The sequence below is a fragment of the Halopseudomonas sp. SMJS2 genome, assembly GCF_029866945.1.
In the GTDB taxonomy this organism is placed as follows: Bacteria; Pseudomonadota; Gammaproteobacteria; order Pseudomonadales; family Pseudomonadaceae; genus Halopseudomonas; species Halopseudomonas bauzanensis.
Genome location: NZ_CP123445.1, coordinates 2,945,282 through 2,959,990, shown reverse-complemented (window position 1 = coordinate 2,959,990; position 14,709 = coordinate 2,945,282). Strand labels below are relative to the sequence as shown.

The window sequence follows — 14,709 nt, the reverse complement described above, 5'->3', positions numbered from 1 at the left end:
CAGGCGGCGACCGGGCTGACCCGCAATCAGCCCTTGCCCTTGGTACGGGTCTGATTGGGTCGGGCGTTTTTCTCGATGTACGCGATGATCAGTCCGGCAATATCCTTGCCGGTAGTTGATTCGATACCTTCCAGCCCCGGCGAGGAGTTGACCTCCATGACCACCGGGCCGTGATTGGAGCGCAGGATATCCACCCCGGCCACGTTCAGCCCCATGACCCTCGCCGCGCGCACGGCGGTCATGCGTTCCTCGGGCGTGATCTTGATCAGGCTGGCACTGCCGCCGCGATGCAGATTGGAGCGGAACTCTCCTGGCTTGGCCTGGCGCTTCATCGCCGCGATCACCTTGTCGCCGACCACCAGGCAGCGGATATCCGCGCCACCGGCCTCGCGAATATATTCCTGCACCATGATATTGGCTTTCAGACCCATGAAGGCCTCCAGCACCGACTCGGCGGCCTGTTCGGTCTCGCACATCACCACGCCGATGCCCTGGGTGCCTTCCAGCAGTTTGATCACCAGCGGTGCGCCGCCAACCATATTGATCAGGTCGGGAATATCATCCGGCGAGTGAGCAAAACCAGTGACCGGCAGCCCTACCCCCTTGCGCGACAGCAGTTGCAGCGAGCGCAACTTGTCGCGGGAGCGACTAATGGCCACCGACTCGTTCAACGGGAACACGCCCATCATCTCGAACTGGCGCAGGACCGCCGCGCCATAGAAGGTGATCGAAGCGCCGATCCGCGGGATCACTGCATCGAAGGGCTCAAGCTCCGAGCCCTTGTAATGGATGCTCGGCTTGTGACTGGCGATGTTCATGTAGGCACGCAGGGTATCGATTACCTTTACCTCGTGGCCGCGCTCCCGTCCGGCTTCAACCAGGCGGCGGGTAGAGTAGAGATTGGGGTTGCGCGACAATACCGCAATTTTCATGGTGTTTTTTTCAGCCTTCTGAATGAAAGAGGTTGGTCTGAGGTTGGTCCTGCACAAAGCGTAGCCCAGGATTGATGACCAGTTGACCGTCCAGCATCGCGGTGCAGCCGAGCAGCACCCGGTAGCGCATCGACTTACGGCAGGTGAGGGAGAAATCCACCCACCAGCATTTGTCGCCCAGCACCATGGGGGTACGGATGACATGACGTTCCTGCAGGTGACCGTTGGAGCTTTTGATCCGCTTGAAGCTGACCAGCCGGGCCTCGCAATCGATATCCTGCGGCTTGCGCGGCGTACCGACATGCGCTTTGAAGCGCACCCAGGTCTCGTCGTCACGCTCGAAGGTCTCGATGTCGGTGGCATGCAGCGCAGAGGTTTTGGCGCCGCTGTCAACCTTGGCCCTGACCTTGGCTATCCCCAGCCCGGGCAGCCCGATCCACTCACGCAGGCCGATCACGGTCAGATGATCGAAGGTCTTCATCCTGTGGTCTCTCCAGGTCCGCTGCAATGGCGCGCATCATGGGCCAAGATCATTGTTTCAACAAGCGGGAAAAACGTCAGTACGGGCGCCATTCATCCTCCGTCACAGTTGCTCTGCAGCCGGGCCGAAATGCTGCGGTGCTGTCCTTGATACACTGGCGGCATCAACCCGGTTCACAGGAGTACAGACTCGATGGGCGATGATGGCAAGGCGCGGCTGGATAAATGGCTGTGGGCAGCTCGGTTTTTCAAGACCCGTGCATTGGCCAAGGCGGCGATAGAAGGCGGCAAGGTGCACTGCCGGGGCGAGCGCTGCAAGCCCAGCAAGGAGCCGAAAGTGGGCGATGAACTGCAGATTCGCCAGGGGCATGACACCCGTGTGGTAGTGGTTCGGGAGCTGTCCATGGTCCGCCGTGGGGCGGTCGAGGCGCAGCTGTTGTACGAAGAAACCGCCGCCAGCGTTGCCCAGCGTGAAGCGGCGGCAGCCCAGCGACGGGCGGCCGGTCCGGGCCTGCTGATCAGCGAGCATCGCCCGACCAAGAAGCAGCGCCGACAGATCCACCGCTTTCGCGACGAGCGCAATGCGCCTTCCGATGATTAGGGTCTGTTGACGTTTCATCATAAGCCGCGTTGCTGCGTCACATCTCGCCAGGCGAGGCGTGGGACGCAGGTAATGGTTATTCCCTTGCCAAGTCCCGCAACGACGCATGGCGAGATGTGACGCGCAACCCGAAGGGCCGGGCCTGTTTTTGCGCGATGCTGCGTTGCTCGTCGTTCATTTGGAATACCAAATTTCTCTCCTCGCGCCTTGCCTCGCGCAAAAACAGGCACCGGCGCGGCTTATGATGAAACGTCAACAGACCCTGGGTATAATCAGGGTTTTTCCCAAGGTGCAAGCCATGTCCTCCCAGGATGTCACCCAGCGTTTTCTGTTCGAGCATGCCGACGTGCGCGGCGAGCTGGTGTCGTTGAACCAGAGCTATAACGAGATTCTTGCCAAGCATACCTATCCCGAGCCGGTGAAGGCGCTGCTGGGCGAGATGCTGGCCGCCGCGGTGTTGTTGTCCACTGCGATCAAATTCGATGGGCTGCTGATCATGCAGGCTCGTTCTTCCGGTCCGCTGTCGACCCTGATGGTCGAATGTTCCAGCCAGCAGGAAGTCCGCGCCATTGCCAGATACAGTGACGACCTGAGTGGCGAAGGATTGGCCGAACTCATGCCCGATGGTGTACTGGCGATCACCATTGATCCCGATCAGGGGCAGCGATATCAGGGTGTGGTCGCGCTGGAGGGGGACTCGCTGGCCGACGCGCTGGCCGGTTACTTCGATAGCTCCGAACAATTACCCAGCCGTTTCCGCCTGCTGGCTGACGGGCGCACCGCCCGGGGTTTCATGTTGCAGGCGTTGCCCGCAAATCGTCAGGCCGACCCGGACGAGCGCAAGGAAACCTGGAATCGTCTGAGTGTGCTGGCCGACACCCTCACCGTCGAGGAGCTGATGGCACTGGATAACCAGACCATTCTGCATCGTCTTTATCACGAAGAAGATGTCCGGCTGTTTGATGAGCGACCCGTTAGCTTCCGGTGCAGCTGCTCGGCGGAACGATCCGGCAACGCGCTGGTCAGTCTGGGGCGGGAGGATGCATTCCTGTTGCTGGAGGAGCGGGGCGGCGAAATCGAGGTCGATTGCGAGTTCTGCAATACCCGCTATCTGTTTGACCGCGCGGCATTGGTCGAGCTGTTCGAAAAGGCCCGGGATCACGCCCAGAGTCTGCATTGATGCCCATGGCGTCCGCTGTTTAGCGCCACGGCCAAAACTTTGGCATAATGCCGGGCTTGCGCGGTGATGGCGCTTTTTCATGAGCTGTAAAAAAACCTAGGTGCTGAGGCCGAATCCATCGGTCTTGTGGATATTTCGGTCAAGCCGAAGAGGACGAAGTTTGATGACGCAAGCTACCAACACAGTATTTAACGACCTGAGTATTGCCGAGCTGATCGAGTTGGCGGTCCAGCGCAACGAAGGTCGACTGGCCGATACCGGCGCCCTGGTGGTCAAGACCGGCGCACGCACCGGCCGCTCGCCGATGGACCGCTTCATCGTTGATGAGCCATCGACCAGCTCCGCCATCGCCTGGGGTCCGATCAACCGCCCGTTCCCGGCGGACAAGTTCGACGCCCTGTGGACCCGGGTCGAGGATTACCTCGCCGAAGGCCCAAGTTATCTGTCCCACGTTCATGTCGGCGCCAGCCCGGAGCATTACCTGCCGGTGGTCATGGAAACCGAAACCGCATGGCACAATCTGTTCGGTCGTACCCTGTTCATCAATCCGCAGCAGTACAACCCCGCCGGCAAGGATCACTGGCAGATCCTCAATGCGCCGCATTTCGTCTGCGAGCCCGAGCGTGATGGCACCAACAGTGACGGCTGCGTGATTATCAACTTCGCCCAGCGCAAAGTGCTGCTGGCTGGCATGCAGTACGCTGGCGAAATGAAGAAGGCCATGTTCTCGGTACAGAACTTCCTGCTGCCGGCCAAGGACGTGCTGCCGATGCACTGTGCTGCCAACGTCGGTGACGATGGTGACACCACCTTGTTCTTCGGTCTGTCCGGCACCGGCAAGACCACCCTGTCCGCTGACCCGGCGCGCAACCTGATCGGCGACGATGAGCATGGCTGGGGCGAGGGTGTCGTATTCAATATCGAAGGCGGCTGCTACGCCAAGTGCATCGACCTGTCGCAGAAGAACGAGCCCATTATCTGGGATGCGATCAAGTTTGGCTCGGTGCTGGAAAACGTCATCATCGATGAGGACAACCGCAAGGCGGATTACACCGACGTCTCTCTGACGCAGAACACCCGTGCGGCCTATCCGCTGGAGCATGTCGAGAAGCGCGTCGAGGCCAACCTGGCTGGTGAGCCGAACGCGATCATCTTCCTGACCTGCGACCTGACCGGGGTGCTGCCGCCGGTATCCATCCTGAATAACGAACAGGCTGCGTACCACTTCCTGTCCGGTTACACCGCGCTGGTTGGCTCCACTGAAATGGGTTCTGGTGGCGGCATCAAGTCCACTTTCTCTACCTGCTTCGGTGCGCCGTTCTTCCCGCGTCCGGCTGGTGAGTATGCGGAACTGCTGATCAAGCGCATCAACGCCTTCGGCAGCAAGGTCTATCTGGTCAACACCGGCTGGACCGGCGGTGGCTATGGTGTCGGCAGCCGCTTCAGCATCCCGACCACCCGTGCCATTATTGCCGCCATTCAGTCCGGTGCACTGGTCGGTGCCGAGACCGAGCACGTCCCGGTCATCAACCTCGATGTGCCCAAGGCCGTGCCGGGCGTCGAGACCAAGTTGCTGAACCCGCGCAATACCTGGTCCGATGCTGCCGCCTACGATGCCGCTGCTCGTGATCTGGCCGGCCTGTTCATCGAGAACTTCAAGAAGTTCGACGTGGCTGATGCCATTACCAGCGCCGGTCCGCAGCTGTAAGCGCCATCCGGTAAACAACAAACCCGCCTTCTGGCGGGTTTGTTGTTTTTGGAGTGGGCATAGCTTTTGATAGTCCGTTATCGGGGTGTTCCGCCGCTATAGCAGGCGCTCGGAAGGCATCAGAGTAGGGTGGGCGGACAGCACTTGGCCCCGACAAGACAGTTTCTGTCCCGGGCTGGAAGTAAGGGTGCGATTTTGAAAGGTGTTGCGAAGAACAGAAGAGGTTTTGAGTGGTGGGTCGTGTAGGATTCGAACCTACGACCAATTGGTTAAAAGCCAACTGCTCTACCAACTGAGCTAACGACCCAATGCTCAAAAAAATGGTCGGGGTAGGGGGATTCGAACTCCCGACATCCTGCTCCCAAAGCAGGCGCGCTACCAGACTGCGCTATACCCCGATATTTACAAGATGGCTCCGCGACCAGGACTCGAACCTGGGACCCAATGATTAACAGTCATTTGCTCTACCAACTGAGCTATCGCGGAATTATCTTGAAAACTCTCAACAAGTTACTGTGGGTTGGTGCCACATATCCCCTGCTGAGGCGCGCCATTTTACCGGCAACGGCGGGGGTGTCAAGCCCGAATTTGAGCTTCCTGTGCAATAGATGGAAGAATGGTCGAAACCCGGCGCTCGGAGAAGTGAAGGATGCAGCGAAGAGCGCTTCGCTGCATCCTCCTGGCGGCCTCAGTGCAGCTTCAGGCGTGGTTCAGTGCTGCGACCCATGCGGTCGCTGAGCATCAACATGATGGTCCGTGGCAGGCCGTATAGAGCCATCTGGTGCATGCGGTACAGAGAGATATAGAACATGCGGGCCAGCCAGCCTTCCAGCGTGATGCTGCCGGTCAGGTTGCCCATCAGGTTGCCCACGGCACTGAAGCTGGACAGGGAAATCAGCGAGCCGTGATCGCGGTAGCGATATTCCTTGAGCGGCTTGCCCTCCAGCAGCTGGCTCAGGTTCTTACTCAACAGGGTCGCCTGCTGGTGGGCGGATTGGGCGCGGGGTGGGACGAAGGTGCCGGGCTCGTCCATCGGGCAGGCGGCGCAGTCGCCAAAGGCGAAGATCCGCTCATCCGCGGTGCGCAAGGTCTTGTCGACCAGCAGCTGGTTGATACGGTTGGTTTCCAGTCCGAGCCCGGCGAGAAAGGCCGGTGCGCGGATACCGGCCGCCCAGACCTTGAGCGAGGCAGGGATGAACTGCCCATCCGCCAGCAGCAGGCCGTCAGCCTGTACTTCCTTGACCGGCGAGCCGGTGCGGATATGCACCCCGAGCCCGTTCAGGGTAGCCGCCGCCTTGCTGGCAAGCCGCTCGGGCAGGGCGGGCAATATGCGCGGTCCGGCCTCCACCAGGCTGATGTTCAGGTCCTCGGCTCGCACCCGGTCCAATCCGTAGGAGCGCAGCATCAGCGCCGCGTGGTGCAGCTCCGCGGCCAGCTCCACCCCGGTCGCCCCTGCGCCGATGATCGCCACGTTGATGGATTCGTCAGGGACCATCTCGCCACGTACCTGGGCTTTCAGATACTGATTGATCAGGCGGGTATGAAAGCGTTCGGCCTGGGCCCGGGTATCGAGAAAGATGCAGTGCTCTGCGGCACCGGTAGTATTGAAATCATTGGTATTGCTGCCCACCGCCACCACCAGATAGTCATAATCCAGCTGCCGCGCGGGGATCAGCGCATCACCGTTCTCGTCATTGATTGGCGCCAGCTGAACCTGACGCTGCTCCCGGTCGACGCCAATCATGCTGCCAAGCTGGAAGTTGAAATGGTTCCATTTGGCCTGGGCGACGTAGTTCAGCTCCTCCTCGGTGGCATTGAGCGAGCCGGCGGCCACTTCATGTAGCAGCGGCTTCCAGATGTGGGTCATATTGCCATCGATCAGGGTAATGCGGGCGCGCTTGCGCTTGCCCAGGGTGCGGCCGAGGCGGGTGACCAGCTCAAGGCCGCCCGCCCCACCGCCGACCACGACAATATGGGGTAGTGATGAAACGCCAGACTGTGACATTGTAAAGCTCTCTAAGTGACAGGAATCAGGCGCCTGTCAGAGTCATGCAATAACCAGAGCAGCAAGAAAGCGGGCCAGCAGGCCGAGGCCGGTAATCACTGCAACGATGGCGAGCAGCAGCCACCAGACCCTGAAGGGCTTGCGTTCAACCTGGTGCAGAGGGGAGTTGAGATATTCTTCGACGCGTTTCTGATCTTCAGGATACAGACGGCTGGCCATGGGTCACCTTGCGTTATTTTTATGGTGGAATTTCGTATTGCATATGAGTCTGACTGACTATGTGGTTATTCTATGCTTCATGGCTGGATATTGCACCTCCGGGAGGTGACCTGCAGGAAGCCGGGCGGCCTGCTATGATTGCCGCGCCAACCGCCCCCATACCATCTGCCCGGGAGATCACATGCTGTCAGCCAGCCTGTTAACCACCACCCAGATTCTTCTCGGCTTGTTGTTGTACGGTGGCAGTCTGTTGTGGGCGCTGGCGCGGATATCCTGGGTGGAACTGGTGGCGGACAGCCGTCGTCAGCATCTGTTCTATGGCAGCGTTTTTGCCCTGTTTGTGCTGTGGCTGCTGCGCAAGGAGTTCGATAATGGACTGACCTTCCATTTTCTCGGGCTGACGGTAGTGACGCTGATGCTGGATTGGCCATTGGCTCTGGTTGCCGGGACGCTGGCGCAACTGGGCATGGTGGCGCTGGGGTTGGATGACGCGGCCGCGCTGGGGATCAACGGACTGCTGCGGATCCTGATTCCGGTGGTAGTGACGGTGGCAGCGAGCCGTTTCCTGGAGCGCTTCAAGCCCACCAATCTCTTTCTGTATATATTCATCAGTGGGTTCTTCGCCGCGTCCTTCGCGGCGGTAGGCACCATGCTGGCCGGCATGGGGCTGCTGGCCTGGTCAGGCCAGCTGACGCCACCCGGCTCACTGCTCGAACTGCTCGGTTACATGATCATGGTGATGTTCCCCGAGGGGTTCATCAACGGGATGGGGGTGGCTGCACTGGTGGTATTCCACCCGGAATGGGTGGAAACCTTCGATACCGATCGCTATCTGCAGGAGCCCTTTGACGAGGATCCCTGAGCCGAGGCTCAGGGCATCTGCACTTCGATCACGCCGTCGGCGTTCACGCTGACATCAGCCTCGCCACCTTCAACGGCGGGGGCGGCCATCTCTGCATCGGCGGCCATGGCCATCTTGCTGCTGCGCATGAATGGGCGGGGCGACATGAACTGGGTGTTCAGGTTCAGGTTCACTATCTTGTAGCCTGAGCCGCCCAGGGTTTCGGTGGCGATATCGGCGCGTTGGCGGAATGCCTCGATGGCCTCCTTGATCAGACCATCCTCAGTGGTGCTGCGGCCGGCCGGTGACAGGCTGAACTCCATGCTGCCCAGGTTGAGCGTACCGAGCAGCTCACCGGTGACGCTGGAGACCTGAGCAAAATCGGTGCCTTCCAGGCGAATCTCGCCGCGTTCGCGCCAAGCCACGATGTTCTCGCGCTTTTCATCGTACACCGGCTGACTGTAGCGGCTGCCGCTGCTCACCTTGATCGCGGTGTTCTGTCGCGCGGTTTCCAGGCCCTGGTTCAGGGTCTCGGTAATGCGGTTGGCCAACTTGGCCGGGTCCTTGTCCTGCGCTTCAGTAAACAGCACCACGGTCAGGGTGTCGTTGTTCACCGAGCGCTGCACGTCGGCTCGCAATGAAATCTGGTTGTAGTTCAACGGTTCGGCGAGTGCCTGGCCGGCAAATGCCAGGCTGACTACCAGCGGGAACATCAGAAATGAACGCATATGACTTCTCCTTAAGCCGCTCCGGCTATGAGATTCTGTGACCCCAAGTCTGGCATGACGGTTCCCGAGATGCCGACATGCGCGTGTTTATGCGACCCTATGTCACATCAGGCCCGGTTTCGGTCGATTCTATACTGGAGCGAACCTTGCAGCAGCGATTTTTGATGAACCCCAACGCACTGGCACTTTCCCCTTCCCGGCAGAATCTCTGGCGACTGATTTTCATCCGGTTACTGGTGCTTCTGGCCCAAGCCGTATCGGTGCTGGGTGCCTGGCTCAGCGGCTGGTTCGCGCTGGAATGGACGCCGCTGCTGCTGACCCTGAGCATATCGGGTGTAGTCAGTCTGTTGTCGCTGCTGCGGCTATTGCGCGATTGGCCGGTGACGGATGTGGAATACGGCTCGCAGCTGTTGTTCGATATCCTCGTGCACAGCGTACTGCTGTACTACGCCGGCGGCCCGACGAACCCGTTCGCGTCCTACTTTCTGGTGCCACTGACGATTGCCGCGGCCACCCTGTCCTGGAAGCACACGGCATTTCTGGCCAGCGTGGCGATGGTGGCCTACAGTCTGCTGCTGTTCTGGTATCACCCGTTGCCGCTATTCGAGATGCCGGTGCGTGCCAGCCAGATCGATATCCGGGTGATCGGCATGTGGCTGAACTTTGCCATGAGCGCCGGCCTGATCACGCTGTTCGTTGTGCATATGGCCGAAGCCCTGCGCCGGCACGCCGAGCGCCTGGCCGAGCGGCGTGAGCAAAGTATGCGCGATTCCCAACTGCTCGGCATTGCCAGTGTGGCGGCCGGGGCTGCCCATGAGCTGTCCACGCCCTTGTCGACCATGAGCGTACTTCTCAAGGACCTGCGGGCGGACTATGCCGATCCGCAGATTCAGGAAGACCTGGAACTGCTTCAGGAGCAGGTGCGTCAATGCAAGGAAAGCCTGCAGCAGATGGTCCGCAGCGCCGAGCTCAACCGCAGCCAGCCGCACAGTAACCAGCCAGCCGATGCCTGGCTCAAGGACTTGCTGGCGCGCTGGCAACTGATGCGCCCGGAAGCCTCCTGGCAACTCAAAGCCTTACCCGTGGGCGAGGTGCCCATGGTGCCTGCCAGCCCCGAGCTGAGCCAGTCGATACTCAATCTGTTGAATAACGCCGCCGATGCGTGTCCCGACAATATTACGGTGGCCCTGCAATGGAATGCCCAGCGGCTGCGCCTGAGCATTCGAGATAACGGGCCGGGAGTACCACTGCATATCGCTGAACAATTGGGTACTGCCTTTGTTACCACCAAGGGCAAGAAGGGTTTCGGGCTGGGGTTGTTTCTCAGTCAGGCGGCCGTCGAGCGTATCGGCGGCAGTGTGAAACTGTTCAACCAGGATGGCGGGGGGACACTCACCGAGGTAATCTTGCCGATAGGACATCAATGAAATCGGCTGCGTTGGCAGCGCTTTTCAGCGACTCCATTGCTATTAAGGAGCAGGCATGACTGAAGAATTCAATCAGGACGAGCAGCCGCTATTGTTGTTGGTGGACGACGACCCGACTTTTACCCGTGTAATGGCCCGGGCGCTGACCCGCCGCGGTCTGCAGGTCAGTACTGCCGGCGATGCGGAGGAGGCCATGGTCGTGGCGCAGCGGCAGAAGCCTGATTATGCGGTGCTGGATCTGAAAATGGAGGGCGACTCGGGGCTGGTCCTGCTGCCGCGGTTGCTGGAGTTGTATCCGGACCTGCGGGTGGTCATCCTGACCGGTTATTCCAGCATCACCACCGCTGTGGAAGCGATCAAGCGGGGCGCCTGCAATTACCTGTGCAAGCCGGCCGATGCCGATGACGTACTGACTGCGCTGCTGTCGGACCAGGCCGACCCGGAAAGCCTGGTGCCCGAGCACCCCATGTCGGTGGACCGGCTGCAATGGGAGCATATCCAGCGGGTGCTGGCCGAGCACGACGGCAATATCTCCGCCACCGCGCGCGCCCTGGGCATGCATCGCCGCACGCTGCAGCGCAAACTGCAGAAGCGCCCGGTACGGCGCTGAGCAATAGGCAATAAATCAACGTCCCGGCTGGCAGGCCGAGCGCTCTTCCCAGCCTGCCCCGTGGTAATCATAAAAAACCCTCGGTCCGAAAACCGAGGGTTTTTACTTGTTGCTGCTTCGCCTTAGTTCTGGCGGATACCGCAGATCACCCACGGTTGGTTCTGGCCATCGGCACGTTCCAGACGCCAGCTTTCATCGAAGCGCTCGCCTTCATCCTGCGGGAACTCGCGATCCAGGCCAGTGAAACCGACAGTGGCGATGGTCCGACCGTCACGCTGTTCGATCCCTTCCAGGCGTACCTCCAGCTCTTCAACGAAACCGTTGGTGCTCGGCGGGTTGTCGACGCGTTCGATCATCATTTGTTGCAGCAGGGCCGGGTCCAGGTACTCGGCCATGCCGGCGCTGTCACCGTCGCGCCAATGGCGCTGCAGTGTATAGAAGTGCTCTTCTGCACCCTTGAGGAAGCTGTCGGCATTGAACCAGGCCGGGGCATCCATGGTGAGCGGCGGGGCCGCCACCGGCTGGACTGCCGGCTGCGCTGCGGCGCCGCCTTGTGGCGACCAGCTTTGCGGTGCTTGCGGCTGTTCAATCGGGCCGCCGGCCGGATGTGGCTGGCGCTGCATGGCTGGCGCGTTGCGGCGGGAGAACAGCTTGAACAGCACGAAGGCGATCAGGCCGAAGATCAGGATGTCGAACAGCTGCAGACCCTGAAAACCGTCACCGAACAGCATGGAGGCCAGCAGACCGCCAGCGGCGATACCAGCCAACGGGCCAAGCCAGCGGCTGGCGCCGGAAGTGGCTGCCGGGTTCTGCTGCTGGTTGCGCGGGTTGGCTTGCTGCTGTGGGGTCTGACGCTGAGCCGGCTGGCTCTTGTGCATCGGCGCGGCGCCGAAGCTCTTGCCGCCGCCCATGCGCCGGGCTTCGGCATCGGGGACGGCCAGACCGACCATCAGAAATACGGTGAAAAGGGGTAACAGCCAGCGCATGGGCAGGTCTCCAGAATTATTAATCGAGCGATAGTGCCAAACATGTGCGACGCTCGCCAGCGCTAAAATGTTTCGGTGGTTTGCCGCCGGCCTTAACCGGGCTTGCGATCCAGACCAAACCGCTTGCGCATTTGCGCCTCGCGCACCGAGGCCGGCAGCCAGCGTTTCAAGCGCAGCATGCTGCGGCTGCCGGAGCCGATCACGGCGGTTTCCGGGCGCAGCGGGTTCTTGATGTAGCCCATCAGCTCCATGGCGAATTCCCGGGCGGAAGTGGAGCTGGCCTTCTGCGAGGCATTGGCTCGCGCCTGCACGGCCTTTTCCCAGGGCTTGAACCAGGAGCCTTCGGCCAAGGTAATGGCCGCGGTGGCATTGTTGCCGAAATCCGAGGCGATGGCGCCGGGCTGTACCGTCAGCACCTCGATACCAAAGGGCGCCAGTTCCATGCGCATGGCCTCGGACAATGCATGTAGCGCCGCCTTGGAGGCGCAATACACGCCGGAGAATGGTGTGGTGGTCACGCCCGATACGCTGCCGATATTGACGATCAGTCCGCCGCTGTCACGCAGCAGATCGGCGGTGGCGCGCACCAACTGCACGGGAGCGAAGACATTGGTGTCGAACTGCCGCAGCAGCGTCTCGCGGTCGGCATCCAATATTGGACCCATGGCGCCGTAGCCAGCGTTGTTGACCAGCAGATCCAGTCGGCCAGCTTCGCTGGACAACCGCTCGCGGCAGGCGGCGATCTGCGCGGCATCATTCACATCCAGTGTTACTGCCGTCGCGCCCCGCGCGGTCAGAGGGGCCAAGGTGGCGGGGTTGCGGGCGGCGGCGAACACCGCATAGCCTTCATCCAGGCAGATATGAGCCAGGGCCTGGCCGATGCCGCTGGAGCAGCCGGTAATCAATGCGACGGGTTTACTCATGATCATCCCTTTTTCTTGTGTTTATTCGGTCTTGATGAAGTCGGCGCGCACCTTGTCGGCCTGATATTCCAGGTCCGCCGGGTGATACCCGCTGCGCAGACGCGGTACGCTGTAACACTGCTGCCAGTGCTCGCCGGCGGCCAATGGCTGACTGGTCTGATAGATGCCTTCGGTCACCCCGGTATCCAGCAGGTTGGTGTTATACCCCGGCTGGCGGGCCAGCAGTCGCCAGCTGATATGGCTGGCGGTGCGGTCTGCCTGATTATGGATACGCACCTGCAACGGCTTGCCGAAGTCGCACGCGTCGGGCATATGCTGAATACTGATATCCAGGCGCTGGACATCCTTGCCGTACTGCCATTGCCAGATACCGACGCCGGCCGCCAGGACTACGGTCAGGCCGACGATGATCGCGCTGGCCGGCAACATGATGCGCGGAAAGCGCACCAGTAGTACCAGCCAGATCAGCAGTAGTGCTATGCCCAGTGCCATCCTGTCTCCTTGCAGTGATTTCCGCTTGATGGTCCGACTCTACCAGAGTCATGGGTTTACGACACCGCAGTGGCAGACCAGCCGAACAATTCACAGGTGTTATGCAGGCATTGGCGGGCCAGTTGTTCAGCAGTTTCACCGCGCAGTTCAGCCAGCTCGGCGCAGATCTGCGGCAGGTTCTGCGGGCTGTTGCGCTGATAGGGGCGGAACGCCGGCGCCATATCGGGGCAGTCAGTCTCCAGCACCAGGCTCTCGGCCGGCAGCTGTGCGATGACCCGATGCATACGCTTGGCCTGGGGCCAGGTGGCCGCGCCGCCCATGCCCAGCTTGAAGCCCAGGCGGATATATTCACGGGCCTCTTCATAACTGCCGGAAAACGCATGGATGATGCCGGCACGGCGCAGCTGGTAGCGTTTCAGTGCGGCGATCACCGGGGCGTGGGCGCGGCGCACATGCAGCAACACCGGCAGATCGACATCCGCGGCGATCTGCAGTTGGGCTTCGAACAGCTGCTGCTGGCGTTCCCGGTCGGGCTCCTCGATATAGTAGTCCAGGCCGAACTCGCCAACCGCGCAGCAGCGCGGGTCTGCCGCATGCTGTTCCAAGCGCTCACGCAGGTGTTGCAGATCCTCCGGCTGATGTTCATCGAGGAACACCGGGTGCATTCCGAAAGCGGCGTACAGCCTGGGATCATTCTCTACCAAATCCCAGAGCGTATCCCAATTGCTGCGAGCCACCCCCATGACCAGCAGACGACGCACACCCAGACGGCCGCTGTCGGCAAGCACCGCGTCGCGATCATCGTCGAAGTCGGAAAAGTCCAGATGGGTGTGGGTATCGATATAGATGGTCATGGGTATAGCTTCGCCGCTGATGAGCCAAGGAGCAAGTGCAGCGGGGAAGCTGGGCCTGTCGGCTATTGAGGCGCTCGACATGCCAGCTGAGATCGGGATGATTCTGAGCGCACCTGCGCTACTGGTGTGGCCCGAGCAGTATCCGCCACTGCTCGGTGCTCACCGGCATCACCGACAGCCGGCTGCCGCGCTGCACCAGCGCCAGCCCCTCCAGGCCCGCCAGCGCCTTGATCTCGTCCAGCGGCAGCAACCGCGGTAGCTGGCGTTCGAAGACCAGATCGACCGCCTGCCAGCGCGGCTTGTCGTGGGTACTTCGGGCATCGAAATAAGGCGAGTTGGGGTCGAACTGGCTCGGATCGGCATAAGCGCTGGTGCTCACCCGCGCGATGCCGGCGATGCCGATATGGCGGCAACTGGAATGGTAGATCAGCACCAGATCATCGACTGCCATCTGCATGAGAAAGTTGCGCGCCTGGAAGTTGCGCACGCCATCCCAGCGAACCGGGGTATCCGGTGCGCGGGCAAAATCCTCGATGCCGCATTCGGCAGGTTCGGTCTTCACTAGCCAGTAGGCCATGCTGCTATTTCCATTGGGCTGAAGGGTGTCATGTCATGCGCAATGATGCCTCAGGCAGGGGGCATATGTCATCGAAGGCTCACTGAACTGTGTCATTTTGTAGCGGAGTGGAGCGGGCTCGGCGTTTCGCGTTACAATTCCGCGAT

General features: G+C 60.8%; 16 protein-coding genes and 3 tRNA genes. 6 read left to right on the top strand and 13 right to left on the bottom strand.

Annotation, left to right across the window (positions count from 1 at the left end; all coding sequences use genetic code 11):
* Window positions 1-26: 26 nt before the first annotated feature.
* Together rimK and QAO71_RS13915 are read right to left on the bottom strand one after the other, a co-directional pair.
* The gene (gene rimK / locus QAO71_RS13920) at window positions 27-932 is read right to left on the bottom strand and encodes a 30S ribosomal protein S6--L-glutamate ligase (protein ID WP_036989272.1); all 906 of its coding nucleotides are present in this window, start codon (window positions 930-932) and stop codon (window positions 27-29) included.
* 10 nt (window positions 933-942) lie between these two features.
* On the bottom strand, window positions 943-1,413 hold the full coding sequence (locus QAO71_RS13915) for an ATP-dependent zinc protease (RefSeq protein ID WP_074777680.1): 471 nt from the start codon (window positions 1,411-1,413) through the stop codon (window positions 943-945).
* Window positions 1,414-1,605: 192 nt separating this feature from the next.
* Here QAO71_RS13915 and QAO71_RS13910 point away from each other — a divergent pair, with 192 nt between their 5' ends.
* The 3 genes from QAO71_RS13910 (at window position 1,606) to QAO71_RS13900 (ending at window position 4,901) form a co-directional block, all read left to right on the top strand.
* Window positions 1,606-2,013 carry a S4 domain-containing protein gene (locus QAO71_RS13910; RefSeq protein WP_036989278.1) on the top strand — a complete coding sequence of 136 codons (408 nt, stop codon included), beginning with the start codon at window positions 1,606-1,608 and terminating at the stop codon, window positions 2,011-2,013.
* Between the two features lie 298 nt (window positions 2,014-2,311).
* Window positions 2,312-3,193 carry an Hsp33 family molecular chaperone HslO gene (hslO, locus tag QAO71_RS13905; protein WP_280164708.1) on the top strand — a complete coding sequence of 294 codons (882 nt, stop codon included), beginning with the start codon at window positions 2,312-2,314 and terminating at the stop codon, window positions 3,191-3,193.
* Between the two features lie 163 nt (window positions 3,194-3,356).
* On the top strand, window positions 3,357-4,901 hold the full coding sequence (locus QAO71_RS13900; protein ID WP_036989279.1) for a phosphoenolpyruvate carboxykinase: 1,545 nt from the start codon (window positions 3,357-3,359) through the stop codon (window positions 4,899-4,901).
* 231 nt (window positions 4,902-5,132) lie between these two features.
* Here the strand turns inward: QAO71_RS13900 and QAO71_RS13895 are convergent.
* The 5 genes from QAO71_RS13895 to QAO71_RS13875 all read right to left on the bottom strand — a co-directional run bounded on the left by QAO71_RS13895 (window position 5,133) and on the right by QAO71_RS13875 (window position 7,125).
* A tRNA-Lys gene (locus QAO71_RS13895) sits at window positions 5,133-5,208 on the bottom strand.
* Window positions 5,209-5,222: 14 nt separating this feature from the next.
* A tRNA-Pro gene (locus QAO71_RS13890) sits at window positions 5,223-5,299 on the bottom strand.
* Window positions 5,300-5,311: 12 nt separating this feature from the next.
* Window positions 5,312-5,387: transfer RNA gene (locus QAO71_RS13885), tRNA-Asn, on the bottom strand.
* A 202-nt stretch (window positions 5,388-5,589) separates the two neighbouring features.
* Window positions 5,590-6,906, bottom strand: a complete 1,317-nt coding sequence (locus tag QAO71_RS13880; RefSeq protein WP_036989281.1) for an NAD(P)/FAD-dependent oxidoreductase — start codon at window positions 6,904-6,906, stop codon at window positions 5,590-5,592.
* Window positions 6,907-6,948: 42 nt separating this feature from the next.
* Entirely contained in the window at window positions 6,949-7,125 is a 177-nt protein-coding gene (locus tag QAO71_RS13875) for a DUF3094 family protein (RefSeq protein WP_036989283.1), read from the bottom strand.
* A 181-nt stretch (window positions 7,126-7,306) separates the two neighbouring features.
* Between QAO71_RS13875 and QAO71_RS13870 the strand changes: the two genes are divergently transcribed.
* Entirely contained in the window at window positions 7,307-7,987 is a 681-nt protein-coding gene (locus tag QAO71_RS13870; protein ID WP_136868839.1) for an energy-coupling factor ABC transporter permease, read from the top strand.
* A gap of 8 nt (window positions 7,988-7,995) precedes the next feature.
* Here the strand turns inward: QAO71_RS13870 and QAO71_RS13865 are convergent, their stop codons facing one another.
* Window positions 7,996-8,694 (bottom strand): SIMPL domain-containing protein, encoded by a 699-nt coding sequence (locus tag QAO71_RS13865; RefSeq protein ID WP_051610778.1) that lies wholly within the window; start codon window positions 8,692-8,694, stop codon window positions 7,996-7,998.
* Window positions 8,695-8,858: 164 nt separating this feature from the next.
* Between QAO71_RS13865 and QAO71_RS13860 the strand changes: the two genes are divergently transcribed.
* Window positions 8,859-10,121 carry an ATP-binding protein gene (locus QAO71_RS13860; protein WP_036989286.1) on the top strand — a complete coding sequence of 421 codons (1,263 nt, stop codon included), beginning with the start codon at window positions 8,859-8,861 and terminating at the stop codon, window positions 10,119-10,121.
* Window positions 10,122-10,176: 55 nt separating this feature from the next.
* On the top strand, window positions 10,177-10,731 hold the full coding sequence (locus QAO71_RS13855) for a response regulator transcription factor (RefSeq protein WP_036989287.1): 555 nt from the start codon (window positions 10,177-10,179) through the stop codon (window positions 10,729-10,731).
* 122 nt (window positions 10,732-10,853) lie between these two features.
* Here the strand turns inward: QAO71_RS13855 and QAO71_RS13850 are convergent, their stop codons facing one another.
* The 5 genes from QAO71_RS13850 to QAO71_RS13830 form a co-directional block, all read right to left on the bottom strand.
* On the bottom strand, window positions 10,854-11,717 hold the full coding sequence (locus QAO71_RS13850) for a hypothetical protein (protein WP_036989288.1): 864 nt from the start codon (window positions 11,715-11,717) through the stop codon (window positions 10,854-10,856).
* A 92-nt stretch (window positions 11,718-11,809) separates the two neighbouring features.
* Window positions 11,810-12,640, bottom strand: coding sequence for an SDR family oxidoreductase (locus QAO71_RS13845; RefSeq protein WP_036990199.1), 831 nt, complete (start codon window positions 12,638-12,640; stop codon window positions 11,810-11,812).
* 21 nt (window positions 12,641-12,661) lie between these two features.
* Window positions 12,662-13,132, bottom strand: coding sequence for a hypothetical protein (locus QAO71_RS13840; RefSeq protein WP_036989289.1), 471 nt, complete (start codon window positions 13,130-13,132; stop codon window positions 12,662-12,664).
* A 56-nt stretch (window positions 13,133-13,188) separates the two neighbouring features.
* On the bottom strand, window positions 13,189-13,986 hold the full coding sequence (locus tag QAO71_RS13835) for a TatD family hydrolase (protein ID WP_036989293.1): 798 nt from the start codon (window positions 13,984-13,986) through the stop codon (window positions 13,189-13,191).
* A gap of 118 nt (window positions 13,987-14,104) precedes the next feature.
* Window positions 14,105-14,563 (bottom strand): EVE domain-containing protein, encoded by a 459-nt coding sequence (locus QAO71_RS13830; RefSeq protein WP_036989296.1) that lies wholly within the window; start codon window positions 14,561-14,563, stop codon window positions 14,105-14,107.
* Window positions 14,564-14,709 lie beyond the last annotated feature (146 nt).

Excerpts from the sequence above, each read along its gene's own strand:
- QAO71_RS13845 (WP_036990199.1), bottom strand. The coding sequence starts at position 12,640 with ATGAGTAAACCCGTCGCATTGATTACCGGCTGCTCCAGCGGCATCGGC.
- QAO71_RS13830 (WP_036989296.1), bottom strand. The coding sequence starts at position 14,563 with ATGGCCTACTGGCTAGTGAAGACCGAACCTGCCGAATGCGGCATCGAG.
- QAO71_RS13860 (WP_036989286.1), top strand. The coding sequence starts at position 8,859 with ATGAACCCCAACGCACTGGCACTTTCCCCTTCCCGGCAGAATCTCTGG.
- QAO71_RS13875 (WP_036989283.1), bottom strand. The coding sequence starts at position 7,125 with ATGGCCAGCCGTCTGTATCCTGAAGATCAGAAACGCGTCGAAGAATAT.
- QAO71_RS13835 (WP_036989293.1), bottom strand. The coding sequence starts at position 13,986 with ATGACCATCTATATCGATACCCACACCCATCTGGACTTTTCCGACTTC.
- QAO71_RS13870 (WP_136868839.1), top strand. The coding sequence starts at position 7,307 with ATGCTGTCAGCCAGCCTGTTAACCACCACCCAGATTCTTCTCGGCTTG.
- QAO71_RS13850 (WP_036989288.1), bottom strand. The coding sequence starts at position 11,717 with ATGCGCTGGCTGTTACCCCTTTTCACCGTATTTCTGATGGTCGGTCTG.
- QAO71_RS13880 (WP_036989281.1), bottom strand. The coding sequence starts at position 6,906 with ATGTCACAGTCTGGCGTTTCATCACTACCCCATATTGTCGTGGTCGGC.
- QAO71_RS13840 (WP_036989289.1), bottom strand. The coding sequence starts at position 13,132 with ATGGCACTGGGCATAGCACTACTGCTGATCTGGCTGGTACTACTGGTG.
- QAO71_RS13910 (WP_036989278.1), top strand. The coding sequence starts at position 1,606 with ATGGGCGATGATGGCAAGGCGCGGCTGGATAAATGGCTGTGGGCAGCT.
- QAO71_RS13900 (WP_036989279.1), top strand. The coding sequence starts at position 3,357 with ATGACGCAAGCTACCAACACAGTATTTAACGACCTGAGTATTGCCGAG.
- hslO (WP_280164708.1), top strand. The coding sequence starts at position 2,312 with ATGTCCTCCCAGGATGTCACCCAGCGTTTTCTGTTCGAGCATGCCGAC.
- rimK (WP_036989272.1), bottom strand. The coding sequence starts at position 932 with ATGAAAATTGCGGTATTGTCGCGCAACCCCAATCTCTACTCTACCCGC.
- QAO71_RS13915 (WP_074777680.1), bottom strand. The coding sequence starts at position 1,413 with ATGAAGACCTTCGATCATCTGACCGTGATCGGCCTGCGTGAGTGGATC.
- QAO71_RS13855 (WP_036989287.1), top strand. The coding sequence starts at position 10,177 with ATGACTGAAGAATTCAATCAGGACGAGCAGCCGCTATTGTTGTTGGTG.
- QAO71_RS13865 (WP_051610778.1), bottom strand. The coding sequence starts at position 8,694 with ATGCGTTCATTTCTGATGTTCCCGCTGGTAGTCAGCCTGGCATTTGCC.